A 16,463-nucleotide genomic window follows, 5' to 3' on the forward strand; every position below is an offset into this window, starting at 1 on the left:
AATAATGATTTATGATCGTTTGATTGTACTTTGGGTATAATTAGTAGGATTGTACTTTCCTGCAACTACTAATGCGCCGGCAATTAACACTACATTTTTGATGATATATTGACCCACCAAAGTAGGGCAGTAAGGAAAAGCGTCAAAACAGATGCTTTGTAAAATAAACACTGGAAAGAGTGTTGCACACATGTGTAATAATAATAACATAATTGTATAAGGAATAAGTCGTTTTACAAGTAAGCCAAGGCCAATCATTACTTCGCAAATCCCTAGAATCGGAATAAATATTTCTGGTTGAAACCAATACACTGTTTCTTCTACGAGTTCGCCAGCTGGGCTCATTCCGAAAATTTTCAAAGCCCCAAACCAGATGTAAACGACGGCCAGTGCTATGCGCATCATGGTGATGCTGTATTTTTCCATTTTTGAACTAAACGAAAAATATAAAGAGTTAAAAGTAGTTTCCATGGTATTGTATTTAATTTTTAATTTGTAAAAATTATAGTACCGTGTCATTTCTTTTAGGCAGCTATAGCCAAAAGGAATGAAATTTATAGATACTATAAAGTGAGGATTACTAAAAAACAATTGGTAACAACCAATACCACTTTTGGATTGGTCAAAAGTGAATTCTAGCTATGTAATAGAAGGTTGGTCGTGTAATTTGAGAACTAGGTATAAGAGTTCATAGGCCATTTGGATAAGGCCATCGTTATTTATACACTAATGTGTCAAATTATAAAATGTTTTATAGTAGTTGTAAAGAAAAATTAAACAAATTTTGGAGGCATATACAGTGAAGATAGATAGCCCGAGTTTAACTCTAGATTAAGAGATGAAGAAAGTTTTTTTGAGTCTCGATCTGAGTTTGGGGAAAAATGGACACATACTGTTGTGTTTGGAATATAATCTTGAAGGAATGTTTTTAATAATTTTTTAATTGGAGCATTTTCAGAAGGAGTGCTGTCAAATAATTGATTGTCAACAATATCTTTTAAATCTTTTCCAATGACATCGCCATATGAATTTCGTAAGTAATACAAACTAAGGATATTGTTGTGGATCCTTTTTTTGAAAATATGATAACTTTTATTTTCAATAATCACATTCTCATTCACGTATTCAAAGTCAGTGTCTTCTACGAAGGAATATAGGCTGGCATTCAATTGGATTACTTGATATTCCAAATCAGGTGTTTTTTCTATAGCAGAAACCCATGCTTGCTCTTTCTGATAGCTAAACATCAAATAGTATCCAAGTACATTGTAAAACAATGATACCAATAAGAATAAGGATGCAATCCGTTTCATAGTGTCCGAAATTAGGAAACTATTGCTAATGGAAATTTCTAAGATATTAATTTTAAGTATTTTTTAACATAATTTTGATATAGTAATAAAACGAAAAGGTTTTCGTAGATTTTTGTAATTTTTATATTGATTAGTGTTCACTTATTTGTTAATTGATGAAGCACATGCTTTGGGAGTTTTTGGAGAAAATGAGGAAGCGTTATTTCAATTATTGGGTTTACAGCGCCAAGTTTTTAGTTTAACAAATAGAAACATCACGATTATATACTGAAGTAAATGCGGATAATTATGCATTAGTTAGGTCTCAGGAATTTTAAAAATGAAAGACAAAAAAGCAAAGTATGACTTTTTTATTTTGGAGTCGAATCATATGCTTGTTTCAGTTTTTTTACTATAATTTCTATTTCTTCTTCATTCAAATGGCCAAAGCCTAGACGGATAGCGCAAGTGTCTTTGTCTTGATAAAGTATGGTTTTTGGCAAAAACAAATCATAGCGCAGCGCTTGTTCTGAAAGTTGAACCAAGGGAATTACCGTATTAAACTGCAACCATATTGCTAAACCACCCGTTGGTTTTTTAAAACGGATAACATCTTTAAAATTTTCTTCAAGACATTGGTATAAAAAATCCCGTCTTCGCTTATAGACGAGTATATTTTTTTTGAGTAATCGATGAATTTCACCTTCATAAATCAATTCGGACAGCATTTGTTCTTGTGTTAAATCGCCTTGGCGGTCTAGCATTTGTAAATAGTTCTTGGCTTCTGAAATTAAATTTTCGGGAGCTACTACGAATCCTGTTTGAAAACTCGGAAATAAAGATTGTCCAAGCTTTCCCAAATAAATCACCATTCCTTCTACATCCGAGCTGGCCATAGGTAGCATAGCCAAGCCTTCAAACTGAAAATCATAGTCATAATCATCTTCTATGATGGCAAACTGATATTCCTTTGCAAGTTGTAACAGTTTTAAGCGACGTTCTGCTGTTAGTGAAACAGTTGTTGGGTAGTCGCGATTGGCACAAATATAAACACAGCGAATGGCATCATTGGCAAAATGTGTTTTGATATAATCGACATCTAAGCCTTGTTCGTCAATAGGGATTGTTTTGATAATGGCGCCCGATTGTTGAAAAATCATGTTGGCAGCATAATTGCTCAAATCCCCAACCAAAACCACATCTTTTGGGCGAATTAGAAGTTGCGATATGATATACAAACTCATTTCTGTACTTCTTGTGCTGATGACGTTTTTTGGTTGTATGTGAAGTCCCCTTGTAGCGTTTAAGTAATTACACAGTTGGTTTTCAAATACAGAATACTTTGTTTTTTTATTTTGATTCCATTTCGAAATCAATGATTTACGTTTCATAGAAGCGCCATACCATTTTGAAAATTCATGAATGGGATGAAGCCTTAAGTCGGGTTGCCCATCATTTAGTTCGTACTTTGCTTCTGAAAATTCTTGCGTTGATGATAAATGAAAAGAGGACTGAAAGGGAAATCCAGTTGTTTCTGCAAAGTTATAAATGTCTCCTAATTGGTTCGAACCCGCTTTTATTGTGGCTGTTCTCTGTTCAGGAACTGATATAAAAGTCCCTTTGTTTGCAATTATTTCAACCCAACCTTGAGAAGCTAATTCATCATATACCGCAACGGCCGTGTTTCGGTGGACATTTATTAATTGGCTAAAAATTCTGGTTCCTGGCAATAAAGAGCCTCCTGCTAAATAACTACGCTGAATGGCATTGATGATTTGTTGGGAGATTTGTATATACACAGGGCTGGCACTTGATTTATCAAATTGGATAAGGCTTTTTAACAACGTATTAACCGGACTATCTATCATTTTAAAACTGGACTATTTTAGTAGTCCGGAAAGTTAATACTTTTGCAGCGTTTTAAAATAATTCAACACTTTAATAAATGAAAAATAAATACTTTTCAGCTTTCTTTTTTATCGGTTCTTTGATAGTAAGTGCACAGGAAAATACACAAAAGATAGATTCCTTACAAGAAGTGGTTATTACATCCAGTAGGATTGATTTACCTTTCAAAGAAAATTCCAGAACCATTCAGTTAATTACTGCCGAGGATATAAAAAAATCCGGAGTGACAAATGTTGCCGATGCTTTACAGCAAATTGCAGGAATTGATGTAAGACGTCGTGGGACTAGTGGTATGCAATCTGATTTATATATACGAGGCGGAAGTTTTGATCAAACGCTACTTCTTATAGATGGATTCAAGGTAGATGATGCTCAAACTGGACATCACTCGATGAATTTAGCTTTGCCGATTGAAGTTATCAAAAGAATTGAAATTATAAAAGGGCCAGCAAGTCGTGTATTTGGTCAAAATGCTTTTACCGGTGCTGTAAATATCATTACAAAGGATTCGCTGGATAATGATGCTTCATTACGTCTTCAGGCGGGTTCTTATGGTCAATTTAGTGCCGCTGTTACCGCTGGAGTTAGTTTGAAAGAAAGCAATCATATTTTGCATTTTTCTAAAAATATATCTAACGGATATCGCTACAATACAGATTTCGACAATCAGAATTTTGTGTTGAAGAGTGTTTTTAATAAAAATAAATTGCCAATAACGATGTTGGTTGCTCTTTCGGAAAAGAACTTTGGGGCAAATGGTTTTTATGCTTCGCCAGCAGCTATTGATCAATATGAAGAAACAAATGCTAGTTTAGTTGGTTTTTCAACGGTTATTAAAAAAGGTAATTTTACGTGGAAGCCAAAGGTATATTGGAGACGTAATCAAGACGAATATATTTATATTAGAAAGAATCCGTCTATTTACAGGAATTTGCATATTTCAAACAAAATTGCTGCAGAATTAAATGGATCGTATACGTCAAATATCGGTGTTACCGGCTTTGGTATAGAAACGGCTAAAGTGTTTCTTTCGAGTAATAATCTTGGGGATAATAACCGTTTTCTAAGTACTTTGTTTTTAGAGCATCGTATGGAATTTTTCAATAAAAAATTAGATATTACTCCCGGAGTAGCTGTGACTTATTTTTCTGACTTCAAATTTTTTGCTTTTCCAGGCGTAGATGTTGGATATGAATTGCTTGATAATCTGAAGGTATATGGTAACTTGGGTTATACCTACAGAATTCCAACTTTTACTGATTTGAATTATAAATCTCCAACTACGATAGGGAATGCTAATTTAGAACCGGAGAAAGCATTTTCGCAAGAAATTGGTTTGAAATGGAATACATCTAATTTTAATGTGTCTGCAGCGGTATTTAATCGCAAATCGGATCATTTAATTGATTACGTAAAAAAGGAACTTACGGATCGTTGGCAAGCACAAAACATTCAAGATGTTACTACCAAAGGTTTTGAAACACAACTACTTTATATCTTTAATCTTAATTCATTTGCTCAAAAACTACAATTTGGTTACTCGTTTATTCAGAATGATATAGAAGAAAGTACCTATGCTTTCTCACAGTATTCATTGAATTCATTAAAGCATCAGTTTGTGGGGAGTTACAATATGCAATTCTTGAAAAATTTCAGCAATACGATTTCGTATCGTTATGCGGAACGAACTGCGGGAGATTCATATTCAGTTGTAGATTTGGGTGCTTCCTATACTTTACATGCTTTTGAGTTGTCATTGTTTGCTAACAATATTTTCAACACGGAGTATACAGAAACGAATTTAGTTCCTATGCCAAAAGGTAATTTGTTGTTTGGAGTGCAATATAACTTTAGATAGACAATGACAATCTAAACCGAAAGTTCCAGATTATTGAAAGACTTTTTATATTTTCGATATATGAAATGTTTTTCAAAATCAGTACAGCCGGAACTAAATCAACAGGAACAAAACGATGCTTTGCAAAAAGGCGCTTTACCCAATGATTTAATCGATTTTGCATCGAATGATTACTTAGGTTTTTCTCAGTCAGAAATTATTTTTAAGGACACGCAAGAGTATTTAATTAAAAATAAATTCATTGAAGAATCAGCGATTGGTTCCCGGTTTTTATCTGGGAACCAAAAGCTGTATCAAGAAACAGAAGATTTTATTGCGGATTTCCACCTAACAGAAACAGCGTTAATTTTCAATTCGGGACCTGATGCTACTAGTGGCTTTTTTAGTGCAGTTCCTCAAAAAGGAGATTTGATTTTATACGATGAATTATGTCACGCCGCTATTCAGGACGGAATTGAACTGTCTAATGCCAAAGCTTGTAAATTCAATCACAATGATTTTGAAGATTTAGAAAGGTTAATCCAAAACCCAAGGCATAAAACCCAAGACCCAACAAGTATTTACATTGTTACCGAATCTGTTTTTTCTATGGATGGCGATTGTCCCAATCTAGAAGAATTAGTGCGAATTTCAGATAAGCACCATTGTTATTTAGTAGTTGATGAATCACATGCTTTGGGTGTTTTTGGTTCAAAAGGCGAAGGATTTGTTCAAATGATAGGACTGCAAGACCTTATTTATGCTCGTATTTTGACTTTCGAAAATGGGTTAGGATGTCAGGGAGCAGCAGTTTTAGGTTCGCAGGAATTGAAACAATACTTGGTTAATTTTACTCGAAGTTTTAATTACCCTGCAGGATTATCTCCACATGCGGTTGCAACAATCTCATTTGCGTACCGGAATTTGGAAAATGATAAAGAAAATATTGCAGCTCTTCGCAAAAACATTATTCATTTCAATCAGGAAAAGAATATGTTAGGACTGAAACAATTGTTCGTACACAGTAAATCAGCGTTACAATCAGCTATTATTCCAGGTAATGAAAAAGTGAAATTGATTGCAACGCTATTTCAAGAAAAAGGATTTGATATTAAAGCGATACTTTCGCCTACCGTTCCAGAAGGTCAGGAACGACTTCGTTTTTGTTTACACAGTTACAATTCTCCAGAGGAAATTAGTGAAGTTCTCGTTTTATTGAGCAAGTTTCTCTTTCAATAGACTTGTTTTTGTATTCCTTTTCAAAAAAAATCACCGTATAAACCCCTGTTTTTATTAGGTTTAAAAAAATAAATTTAAATTTTTTGTAACGTTTTACTTGTTTATTTACTTACGAGTAGTAATCAAATAAATCAAAAACCATGAAAACAAAATCAACTTCCAAAAATCAAGGAAATAACAAGATTGTTTTATTATTTATTTCAACTCTTGGCTTAAGTTATGGATTAGTGCGGTATTTTGTCTACGATAAATTAAGCAAAGAATTTTTACTTATCATGAGTTTGCTTTTTGTAGTTGCAATCGCTTCTTTTTTTAGAAATAAATACACAAAATAAATACTGAGTTTCAATCATCAAATCAAAAATCAATCAAAAATCAAATTATTATGAAAAAATTATTTAAATCAATTGTAGTAGTAGCAGTAGTATTAATTTCTAACGGCGTTTTTGCACAAGCAAAAAAACAGCCTCAGTGCCGTTAAATGAACAATCGCTGCTGTGGGGAATTTCAGGAAATGGATTATCGAAATCTTCTTATTTATATGGCACGATTCATATGATATGCGGGAATGATTATTTTCTATCTGATAAAACTAAGAAAGCTTTTGATTCTACTGACAATTTAGTCTTAGAGGTTAATTTAGCCGATCCAAAAGAAATAAGCAGTGCGCAGCAATTTGTATATGGAAAAGAACCATTGAGTAAAACATTGAGTCCACAACAATTGAATGATCTTGATGTTTTGTTACAAAAGAGAACAGGAATGACAGTCAAACAAGTTGATAAATTCAGTATAATGGCAGTAATGAGTTTGATTACTATGAAATCCTTTGGCTGTGCTGATATTAAAATGTATGAAATGGAATTTATTGAAATGGCCAAAAGTTCAAGTAAAAGTATCGCTGGTTTTGAAACACTTCAATCGCAAATGGATTTCTTGAGTGATGCTTATTCTGATGCGGAGGTGATATCAATGTTGCAAGAGTCAAATGACGATACAACAAAAAAGTTAGTTCAAAATTATATTCAAGAAAACCTTCCAGAAATATATAAAGATATTACAGCTCCTAAAGTGATGAATGAGAAAACTAGAAAAGTATTATTAGATGTAAGAAATGAAAACTGGATTGTAAAAATGCCGAATATCATGAAAGATAAATGCACCTTTTTTGCTGTAGGAGCCGCTCATTTATTGGGGGAACAAGGAGTGATACAGTTGTTGAGAAAAAAAGGGTATACTGTTGAACCTGTTCTGAACTAATATCATTTTGAAAGAGAAAGAGCCAGAATTTTTAAACCGGATTGCAAAGCACAAAGGAATTTTATATAAAGTTTCTAAGATGTATATGGACAATCATGATGATCAACAGGATTTGTTTCAGGAGATTATTTGTCAACTTTGGAAATCGTATGATTCTTTTAGAAACGAAAGCCAGTTTTCGACTTGGATGTATCGGGTGGCTATTAATACAGCTATCGTTTTTCTAAAGAAAGAAAAGAGAAAGGTCGATAAATATGAGATCGTATCTCAAAATATCAAAGAAGAAACGGATGATTCAGAAATTAAAGAAAGCCAAATAGAACATTTTTACAAAGCAGTTCAAAAATTAGAAAAAATAGATAAGGCTATTATTTTTTATCAACTAGAGGGTTTTTCGCATAAGGAAATTGGAAACAATTTAGGGATTTCTGAAGGGAATGCTAGAGTGAAATTAAATAGAGCAAAAGAAAAATTAAAAGAAATAATTAAAAATCAAGGATATGGATTTTAACGATATACAATCAGCATGGGATAATGACAACAATGAAAATGTTGTTCTCCCAAATAATTTAGAAAAAATACAAACGGCAAATACGCCTTTGGATAAGATTAAAAAAAATCTTAAAAAGGAACTCATTTATCAATCGCTCGCTGTTATTCTGAGTGGGTTTGCACCTATCATATATGATTTTCCTGAAAAATGGCTCGCACCTTTTTATTTATTGTATAGTATGTTTTTTGCGGTTTGCGTCTACTATTTGGTGAAGTTATATTTGTTTTGTAAAAGACTTAATAATATCACTTTAAGGACAAAAGACAGTTTGTATGAAACTTATTTTGATGTGAGATTGAACATGGAGTTGTATAAAACATTTACGTTTGCTCTTAGTCCTTTTATCGTTCTTTTTTTTGTAGGATTTACTGTTTATTTAGTCTCTACAAAACCGGGAATGCAAATATCAGATTTAAGTAATAGTTTTTTGATTGCTACATTCGTGGTAATCTCCCTTATTATTTTGTTTATGGGTTTAATTGCAGAATGGTGGGTTCATTTTTTCTACGGAAAATATGCCAAAGAGATCAGGAAAGTAATTGACGAGTTAAAAGAAGAATAGTAAAATGCCTGTCCACTCGACAGGCATTTTTTTTATAATTTAGAAGGGACGGCCAATAGTACTAATTTAGTAGTGGATTTTGTATAACCTTTTTTCGCTCACTTGACATATCGTATTTCTTCCTGTTTTTCATCGAGATACCTTTATGTGTCGCTATTTGAGTATGGCATATCAATTTTTCATTATGAAGTTCATATAAAAATAAACATTCACGAACCATTTTTAGCCGCAGATTTAAAAGCTTTCTACTGATTTAAAAAAATCCGTTTTTTATCCGCAACATCCGTTTCATCCGCGTTCCATTTATTCTAGTTCTTTGACTTTTTCATCTTTTCAATCTGGTTTTGTTTGTTCCCTATTTATATGGTCTTAAACCATTTACTGAGGAGTATTTTTAAACACATTTTTTTTAAAACTGATATGACTGATATGAATAAAATTTAAAATCCGTTTCATCCACATTCCATTTATTCCAAAGATTCTAGTTCTTTAACTTTCTCGTAAACTAAATTGCTCTCAAAACCTCTCCGAAGCAAATAATCACAAAATTTTTTCCGCTTTTTTAATGAGTTAGTTTCGCGTATGGCCTCCCATTGCCTCTCGGCCAAGCTGTGAAAAGTTGCGGTATATTCCTCAGCGGTAATTTCTTTGAGAGCCAAATTAATGTTGTAGGTCGAAATGTTGCGGAACTTTAACTCGATTACAATTCTAATTTTTCCCCAATGCTTAATGCGGTGCTTCCCTCTGGCAAAGCTGCAGGCAAACCGACTTTCGTTAAGAAAATTAGAGCCGATTAGATGGGCAATAATTTCATCAATTTCTTGAGAATCCAGTTTCATGCTTCTCAGTTTAGAGATTACTTCTTCATGACAGCGTTCTTGATAAGCGCAGTAGTGTTCTATTTTATTTATAGCTTCTTTTATGGAGTACACTTCTTTCATTATCGATTTTTAGAAGTTCGAAATTTAAGTAAATATTCGGTAGAAGCGAGATGATTTTCTTTCAAAATAGAAATTCTTGGGGCTAGTAAGTGATTTTGTAAATCCAAAAGCAGATTTATGATTATGGTAGCTACAAAGTTGAGTTCGTTATTAGGTCTTACTTGTTAAAGTTTCGAAAACAGGGTTTTAAAATTTTTAAACAGGTTTTTATTAACAATGAATAGGATAGTTTTTATAGAAAATAACGATTATTTTTCTGTAGAAAACATGCAAATATAGAGGTTTGTCGATTATATAAGCGTATAATCGATTTTTTTTGTAAATCATTGATAAGTTTTATTTTTTTGTGGGTCAATTGGTAGTTTTCCTACGCTGCTAAGTACTTAATGAGGATGGTTAACAAAGAAATAAATATTTTTTATGAAGCAATATTACGCCAACGGTCCAGTGTTTATCGTTAATTTAATTTTCTCTAAAATAAAAAATTTTAGGAATTTTTTTGTTTTTGTTTTATTTTTTGTTCAGGCTGTAGTTGTGGCTCAAACAGTAGGAGATTATCGTTCGAATGTAACTGCTGGAAACTGGACAACGCTTTCAAGTTGGCAATATTATAACGGTACTACCTGGGTCACTCCATCAGGTACTTCTCCACAAGGTTATCCAGGGCAATTTACAGGAACAGGAACGGTAACTATTCGTGATAATCAAACAATTACAATTAGTAGTAGTACGCCAAATACTTTTGGTGCATTGGTAATTGGAGAAGGTATTTCAGGTGTTTTAATTGTGGGAGCTGACATTGATGTAAAAACTTTAAATGTAACGATAAACGCTTCGGCTTTAGTGAAATTTTCAGGGAATAATTTTATTTTTTTTCCGGAAAATACAAGTATTAAAATTAATTCTCCTGGAAAATTTGATGACGGAGGGACATGTAATAATAATGTTGCTGTTTATATTGGAACTGTAAAATTTGCTGTATGTAAAGGTGCTGGAAATTCAGAATTTACTTTTGATCAAGTAAATCAGGGTGGTGGTACAATCTTAGCAAATCCAAGTTCAAATACACCAATTTGTCAAAATGGAACAATTAATTTATTTGGGAATATATCAGGAACTTTTGGCGCAACTACTTCAAACGGTTCTATTTCTGGAGTAAATTTTTCATGGTCAATAAAGGCACCCGATAATACTATTTCAACATTTAGCGCTTTAAATCCAAGCTTTATAGCGAGTCAGTCTGGTACTTATATAGCCACTATAAATTATTCTACTTATTATGGGAGTAATTTATATTCTGGTTCTAAAATTATCTCTCTAGTTGTCAATTCAAAACCTTCGACTCCAACAATAACAGCGGGAGGTCCAATTGCAATTTGCTCAGGTGGAAGTGTCACATTGACATCAAGTGTAGGAAGCAGTTATTTATGGTCGACAGGTGCAACTACGCAGAACGTAAATGCTACAACAGCTGGTAGTTATACTGTTCAAATAACAAATTCAAGTGGTTGTCTAAGCGCATCGTCAATAGCAACTATTGTTTCAGTTAATGCTTTACCTAATAATGTTACCAATGGTTTTTCGGCAACTACCATTTGTACTGGTGGAAGCCCACAATTGACTTTTGATGCAGATGACACCACTTATTCTACTCCATATAGTATAACGTATAAGAATGATACTACTTTACTACAATACACTTTGTCAATTCCAACTGCGGCTCCCTACAGTTTTACGCCAGCAGATAATCCTACATCTAATACAGGTTATACTTTAGTTTCTATATCTAATGCTACATGCACAAGAACGAACAGCTTTGTAAATTCAGGAGCTAATTTAATTGTTCGTCCAATGCCATCAGCGTCAATTGGTGGCACTACAAGTGTATGTGTTGGGGGGGCTACTTCTAATATAACTTTTACTAATCCACAGACTGTTGCTATATCGGTAACTTATACGATTAATGGAGGGTCGAATCAAATTGTAAATATTAGCGCAAGTAGTAGTACAAATGTAGCAGTTGTAACAAGTGTTAATGGTACTTTTGTTTATAACTTAGTTAGTGCAACCTATCAAACCACTCCTAGTTGCCCCAATACAATTTCAGGAAGTGCTACCGTTACTGTGAATCCAAACTTACCAGCGAGTGTAAGTATTATTGCTTCTCCTTCGGGAGCGATTTGCTCAGGTACTTCAGTAACATTTTCAGCGACACCAACTAATGGTGGAATAACTCCAGCGTACCAATGGTATAACGGAGCAACAATAATCAGCGGAGCAACTGCGTCAACTTATACATCAACTACCTTAGTTAATGGAGATGCGATAAAAGTTATAATGACTTCAAATGCAACTTGTGCAACAGGAAGTCCTGCCACTTCAAATACTGTAGCAATGACCGTGAACCCAAACTTACCAGCGAGTGTAAGTATTGTAGCTTCTCCTTCGGGAGCGATTTGCTCAGGTACTTCAGTAACATTTACAGCGACACCAACTAATGGTGGAGCAACCCCAACGTACCAATGGTATAATGGAGCAACAATAATAACCGGGGCAACAGCGTCAACCTATACGGCAACTACCTTAGTTAATGGAGATGCGATAAAAGTAGTAATGACTTCAAATGCAACTTGTGCAACAAGTAGTCCTGCCGGTTCAAATATCGTTACAATGACTGTTCCAGCTGCTGCAATTTGGAATGGTAGCGGATGGACAAATGGTCCTCCAACAAGTGCTCAAGCACTTATTTTTAATGGAACTTATAATTCAATTGGAGATATTGTAGCTTGTTCTTGCCAAGTGAATTCAGGATCTGTTACGATTAATTCAGGACATACTTTGAAAATAACAAATGGTTTAACCGTCTCTGGCGGAACTCTTACTTTTGAGAATGCTGCCAGTTTAGTTCAAATAAATAATTCAGCCACAAATACTGGAAATATAAATTACAATAGAATGACCCCATCGATAATAGATACGGATTATGTTTATTGGTCTTCTCCTGTTTCTGGATTTACTTTGGGGGCATTGTCCCCAAATACACTTGCTGGGAAAATGTATTCTTATGATGCTTTTGCCAGTCCTGAAGATTGGAAGCAAGAGTCAACAGGAACGGTTATGGCAGCTGGAAAAGGATATATAGTTAGAGGGCCGGGATATGCGCCCCCTTTACCCCCATTTCCATCCCCTTTTTCGGCTACTTTTGTTGGTGTTCCTAATAATGGAACAATAACAATTCCTATTGGAGGAGTAAATACTTCAAACTTAATAGGTAATCCTTACCCATCTGCATTGGATGCTGATTTATTTTTATCCGCAAATAGTGCTGTTTTAGAAGGGACTATATATTTTTGGACACACAATACGGCAATACAATTAGCGGCAAATATTATTAATGGAAGTGTTGGTACTGGAGCTTACGCCTATACTTCGGATGATTATGCATCTTATAATTTTACAGGAGGTGTTGGTGTTGGAACAGCGGCATCAACTTTAGGTTTCAGTGGTTCAAGTATTCCTTCTGGGAAGATTGGATCTGGGCAATCCTTTTTTACAACTAGTATTGCTAGTGGTCAAGTAGCAACATTTAATAATAGTATGCGATTGGATAAGTTTGGAGCAAAATTAGACAATGCTCAATTTTTTAAAATCGCACCAAAGGGTATAACTGCTGAGGGGATTGAAAAAAACAGAGTTTGGTTGAATTTAACGAACAGCCAAGGTGCTTTTAAGCAAACATTAATTGGGTATGTATCGGGAGCCACAAATGAGTTTGATAGTGGATATGATGGAGAAAGTTACGATGGGAATGAGTTTATTGATTTTTATAGTGTTTATAAGGATAAGAATTTAGTGATTCAAGGTAGAGCCCTACCTTTTGTAGACACAGATGAGGTGCCTCTAGGATACAGTTCTACTATTGCGGGAGATTTTACTATCAGTATTGATCAGGTTGATGGCTTGTTTACAGGTAAGGAAATTTATTTAAAAGATAATATGACAAATAGCATCCATAATTTGAATAAATCTGCTTATGATTATAAAACTGAAATTGGTACTTTCAACAATCGTTTCACCCTGCGATATACAAATGCCAATAAGACTCTAGCAAAAGAGGATTTTGAATTGGCTGAATACGGGGTGTTGATTTCTAATACAAATAAGGAGGTAAAAGTAAATTCATCAGTTGAAAATATTGATAAGGTTTTAATTTATGATATGTCAGGAAGGCAAGTTTATAAAAACACAACTGTCAATAATAAAGTTTTGGTCATACGTAATATACAATCGGAAAAACAAGTATTGATTGTAAAAGTAGAGTTACAAAATGGACAATCAGTAACACAAAAAATTGTTTATTAGAATTTAAAAAAAAAGATAATCAATTTCGAAAACCCCCATTATGTTTTGACGTAATGGGGGTTTTGTTTTTTTAAGTTAATTTTTTTCCTATAATCTTTTTGTGTTGTTTAGATCTCAAGCTGTTTAACGTGGGTGTTTAATCGGATTTAAACGCATTTTGTCGATTAAATTTCATTAGTCATAAAATGAAAAGCGATATTGTGCAAGTCTGTTTAGTTTCAATTTTTTTTTTAGAAAAATAAAATCCTCTATTTAGAAAGAATTATGTTTAAAATTCGCCCCATTTTTTTAAAAATACCACATGAAGAAATTTTACTCTAAGAATACTTTTTTTTGTTTACCAAAAGTACATAACCTATTATTTCTCTTTCTTTTAACTCTTGTTAGTTATAGTAGTTTTGCGCAAATTTCGCCGCAAACGTTTAATGACCCAACTAAAAATGGAACAACCAATACCTTTACAGTACCTGCGGGAGTGACTAGTATTACCGTGCAAACTTGGGGAGCAGGTGAAGACGGTAAAAATGATACGAACTATGGAGGAGGAGGAGGAGGAGCCTATGCCGAAAGCACTTTTAGCGTTACTACTGGTAACGTTTATACAATTGTAGTAGGATCTCGTGGTTATGTAGGTGGAAATTCTAGTATAGCATTATCGACTTCTACGAGTGTTCTAATTGTAAAAGCTGAAGGAGGAGGTCAAAATGCCTATCATCAAGGAGGAAGAGTTTTAGGTAGTATTGGGAGTTTAAAATACTTTGGTGGAGACGGTTATCGTTCTATTAATTATTATGGCGGTGGCGGTGGATCTGCTGGGAATAACGGAGATGGAAATAATGCGAATACATCTTCTGGCGGAGCTGGGGGTAATGGTACTAGTGGTATTGGTGGAGATGGATCCAAGAATTTTTCGGGTGACGGTGGAAGTCCAGGTGGGGGTGGTGGTGAAGGTCGTAATTCATCTGGTTTTGGTGGTAATGGTCAGGTAATAGTATCATGGAAACCTTGTTCAACAGCAACACCGACAGGTTCATCATTTCAATCATTTTGTTCCGTAGATTTACCCAAAGTGTCAGGTTTAAGTGTTTCAGGTTCAAATATCAAGTGGTATTCGTCAATAAGTGGCACTACAGCTTTGTCAAGTGGCACAGCTTTATCTTCAGGACATTATTATGCAAGTCAAACTGTAAGTGGCTGTGAGAGTGTGACTAGATTAGATGTGACAGTAAATGTGAGTGCAGGGCCATCGACCACGGGAACAACAATTTGTAGTAACAGTTCAGGCACATTGAGTGCAAGTGGTTGTGGATCTAGTTTTACTGGCACTCAAACTGCAATAGGTTATGGAGGGACATCTGAGTTAACAACCTATACAAATTCAAATATTTCAATAGATTTTCCTGCTTTACCAGTCGGAGCAACTGTAACAGGAGTTTCGACTAAGATAACCTTTACATCCAATAGTCCATCGTATACAAATGAGTTGCAAATAGAAGCCACCCCTCCAATCGCATTGGGGATTACCAAGACTGATTTGCAGTCTTCTTCTATATCATCGGCGTCAGGGACCGTTACCGATGGGACATTTGGATCATGGGGGACAGGAAGTCCTGTGGGCACTTGGCTATTTAAATTTAGAGAAACCTATAATGATCCCAGTGTAAATCCAGATGCAAATATTGCAAATATTACTATTATAGTGAATTATACGATACCAGTTACAGTAGATTGGTATACAAATTCAACTGGTGGTACGGCAATTGGCTCAGGAACACCTTTTAACCCGGTAGGAGTTGCTGGTTCTGGATTAGTTAATACAAATACTGCAGGAACTACTATTTATTATGCAGCTTGCTCTACAAATCCAGGTTGTAGAACAGCTACTTCATTTACGATAAATTCAAGTCCTACGATAGCTGCAATTACAGCGCCTGCTGCGTTATGTTCTACGGGCTCATTGAATCCGACAGCGCCAACAGTTACAGCTAATGGATCAGCAGTTACAGCTTCAGGCTGGCAATTGGAGACAGGAGTTGGAAGTGGGACATTTGCAAATTTAACAGTACCTTATACAGTTGCCTTTACGGATAATGGTAAAAAGATAAGATATTATGCAACGAACGGTTGCGGTACAACAAATAGTAATCAGGTTGTTATAACAGTTAATAATGCACCTACGATAGCTGCAATTACAGCGCCTGCTGCGTTATGCTCTGCGAGCTCATTGAATCCAACAGCGCCAACAGTTACAGCTAATGGATCAGCAGTTACAGCTTCAGGCTGGCAATTGGAGACAGGAGTTGGAAGTGGGACATTTGCAAATTTAACAGTACCTTATACAGTTGCCTTTACGGATAATGGTAAAAAGATAAGATATTATGCAACGAACGGTTGCGGTACAACAAATAGTAATCAGGTTGTTATAACAGTTAATAATGCACCTACGATAGCTGCAATTACAGCGCCTGCTGCGTTATGTTCTGCGGGCTCATTGAATCCGACAGCGCCA

At 34.7% G+C, this 16,463-nt stretch carries 11 protein-coding genes and 1 pseudogene; 8 read left to right on the forward strand and 4 right to left on the reverse strand.

Annotation, left to right across the window (positions count from 1 at the left end):
- Positions 1–9 precede the first annotated feature (9 nt).
- The 3 genes from AAC069_RS05215 to AAC069_RS05225 form a co-directional block, all read right to left on the reverse strand.
- Entirely contained in the window at positions 10–471 is a 462-nt protein-coding gene (locus AAC069_RS05215; RefSeq protein ID WP_339919422.1) for a DoxX family membrane protein, read from the reverse strand.
- A gap of 302 nt (positions 472–773) precedes the next feature.
- Entirely contained in the window at positions 774–1,313 is a 540-nt protein-coding gene (locus AAC069_RS05220; protein ID WP_339919423.1) for a hypothetical protein, read from the reverse strand.
- A 350-nt stretch (positions 1,314–1,663) separates the two neighbouring features.
- Positions 1,664–3,160, reverse strand: coding sequence for a PLP-dependent aminotransferase family protein (locus AAC069_RS05225; RefSeq protein WP_339919424.1), 1,497 nt, complete (start codon positions 3,158–3,160; stop codon positions 1,664–1,666).
- Between the two features lie 77 nt (positions 3,161–3,237).
- On the opposite strand from AAC069_RS05225, the gene AAC069_RS05230 reads away from it, so the two are divergent.
- From AAC069_RS05230 to AAC069_RS05255, 6 genes are all read left to right on the forward strand, one after another.
- Positions 3,238–5,058 carry a TonB-dependent receptor gene (locus AAC069_RS05230; RefSeq protein WP_339919425.1) on the forward strand — a complete coding sequence of 607 codons (1,821 nt, stop codon included), beginning with the start codon at positions 3,238–3,240 and terminating at the stop codon, positions 5,056–5,058.
- Between the two features lie 60 nt (positions 5,059–5,118).
- The gene (locus tag AAC069_RS05235; RefSeq protein WP_339919426.1) at positions 5,119–6,276 is read left to right on the forward strand and encodes a pyridoxal phosphate-dependent aminotransferase family protein; all 1,158 of its coding nucleotides are present in this window, start codon (positions 5,119–5,121) and stop codon (positions 6,274–6,276) included.
- Between the two features lie 140 nt (positions 6,277–6,416).
- Positions 6,417–6,611: a hypothetical protein gene (locus tag AAC069_RS05240; RefSeq protein WP_339919427.1), complete on the forward strand. Its 195-nt coding sequence runs from the start codon at positions 6,417–6,419 to the stop codon at positions 6,609–6,611.
- A gap of 136 nt (positions 6,612–6,747) precedes the next feature.
- Positions 6,748–7,536: a TraB/GumN family protein gene (locus tag AAC069_RS05245; RefSeq protein ID WP_339919428.1), complete on the forward strand. Its 789-nt coding sequence runs from the start codon at positions 6,748–6,750 to the stop codon at positions 7,534–7,536.
- Between the two features lie 7 nt (positions 7,537–7,543).
- Entirely contained in the window at positions 7,544–8,047 is a 504-nt protein-coding gene (locus AAC069_RS05250) for an RNA polymerase sigma factor (RefSeq protein ID WP_339919429.1), read from the forward strand.
- Positions 8,037–8,651 (forward strand): hypothetical protein, encoded by a 615-nt coding sequence (locus AAC069_RS05255; RefSeq protein ID WP_339919430.1) that lies wholly within the window; start codon positions 8,037–8,039, stop codon positions 8,649–8,651. The genes AAC069_RS05250 and AAC069_RS05255 overlap by 11 nt, the downstream gene beginning before the upstream one ends.
- A 467-nt stretch (positions 8,652–9,118) precedes the next feature.
- Here AAC069_RS05255 and AAC069_RS05260 read toward each other — a convergent pair whose 3' ends face one another.
- Positions 9,119–9,592, reverse strand: coding sequence for a regulatory protein RecX (locus AAC069_RS05260; protein WP_339919431.1), 474 nt, complete (start codon positions 9,590–9,592; stop codon positions 9,119–9,121).
- A 420-nt stretch (positions 9,593–10,012) separates the two neighbouring features.
- Between AAC069_RS05260 and AAC069_RS05265 the strand changes: the two genes are divergently transcribed.
- On the forward strand, positions 10,013–13,954 hold the full coding sequence (locus tag AAC069_RS05265) for a T9SS sorting signal type C domain-containing protein (protein ID WP_339919432.1): 3,942 nt from the start codon (positions 10,013–10,015) through the stop codon (positions 13,952–13,954).
- 301 nt (positions 13,955–14,255) lie between these two features.
- A pseudogene (locus AAC069_RS05270) lies at positions 14,256–16,463 on the forward strand (hypothetical protein); the annotation flags it as partial.

The sequence above is a fragment of the uncultured Flavobacterium sp. genome, from assembly GCF_963974175.1.
Lineage (GTDB): Bacteria > Bacteroidota > Bacteroidia > Flavobacteriales > Flavobacteriaceae > Flavobacterium.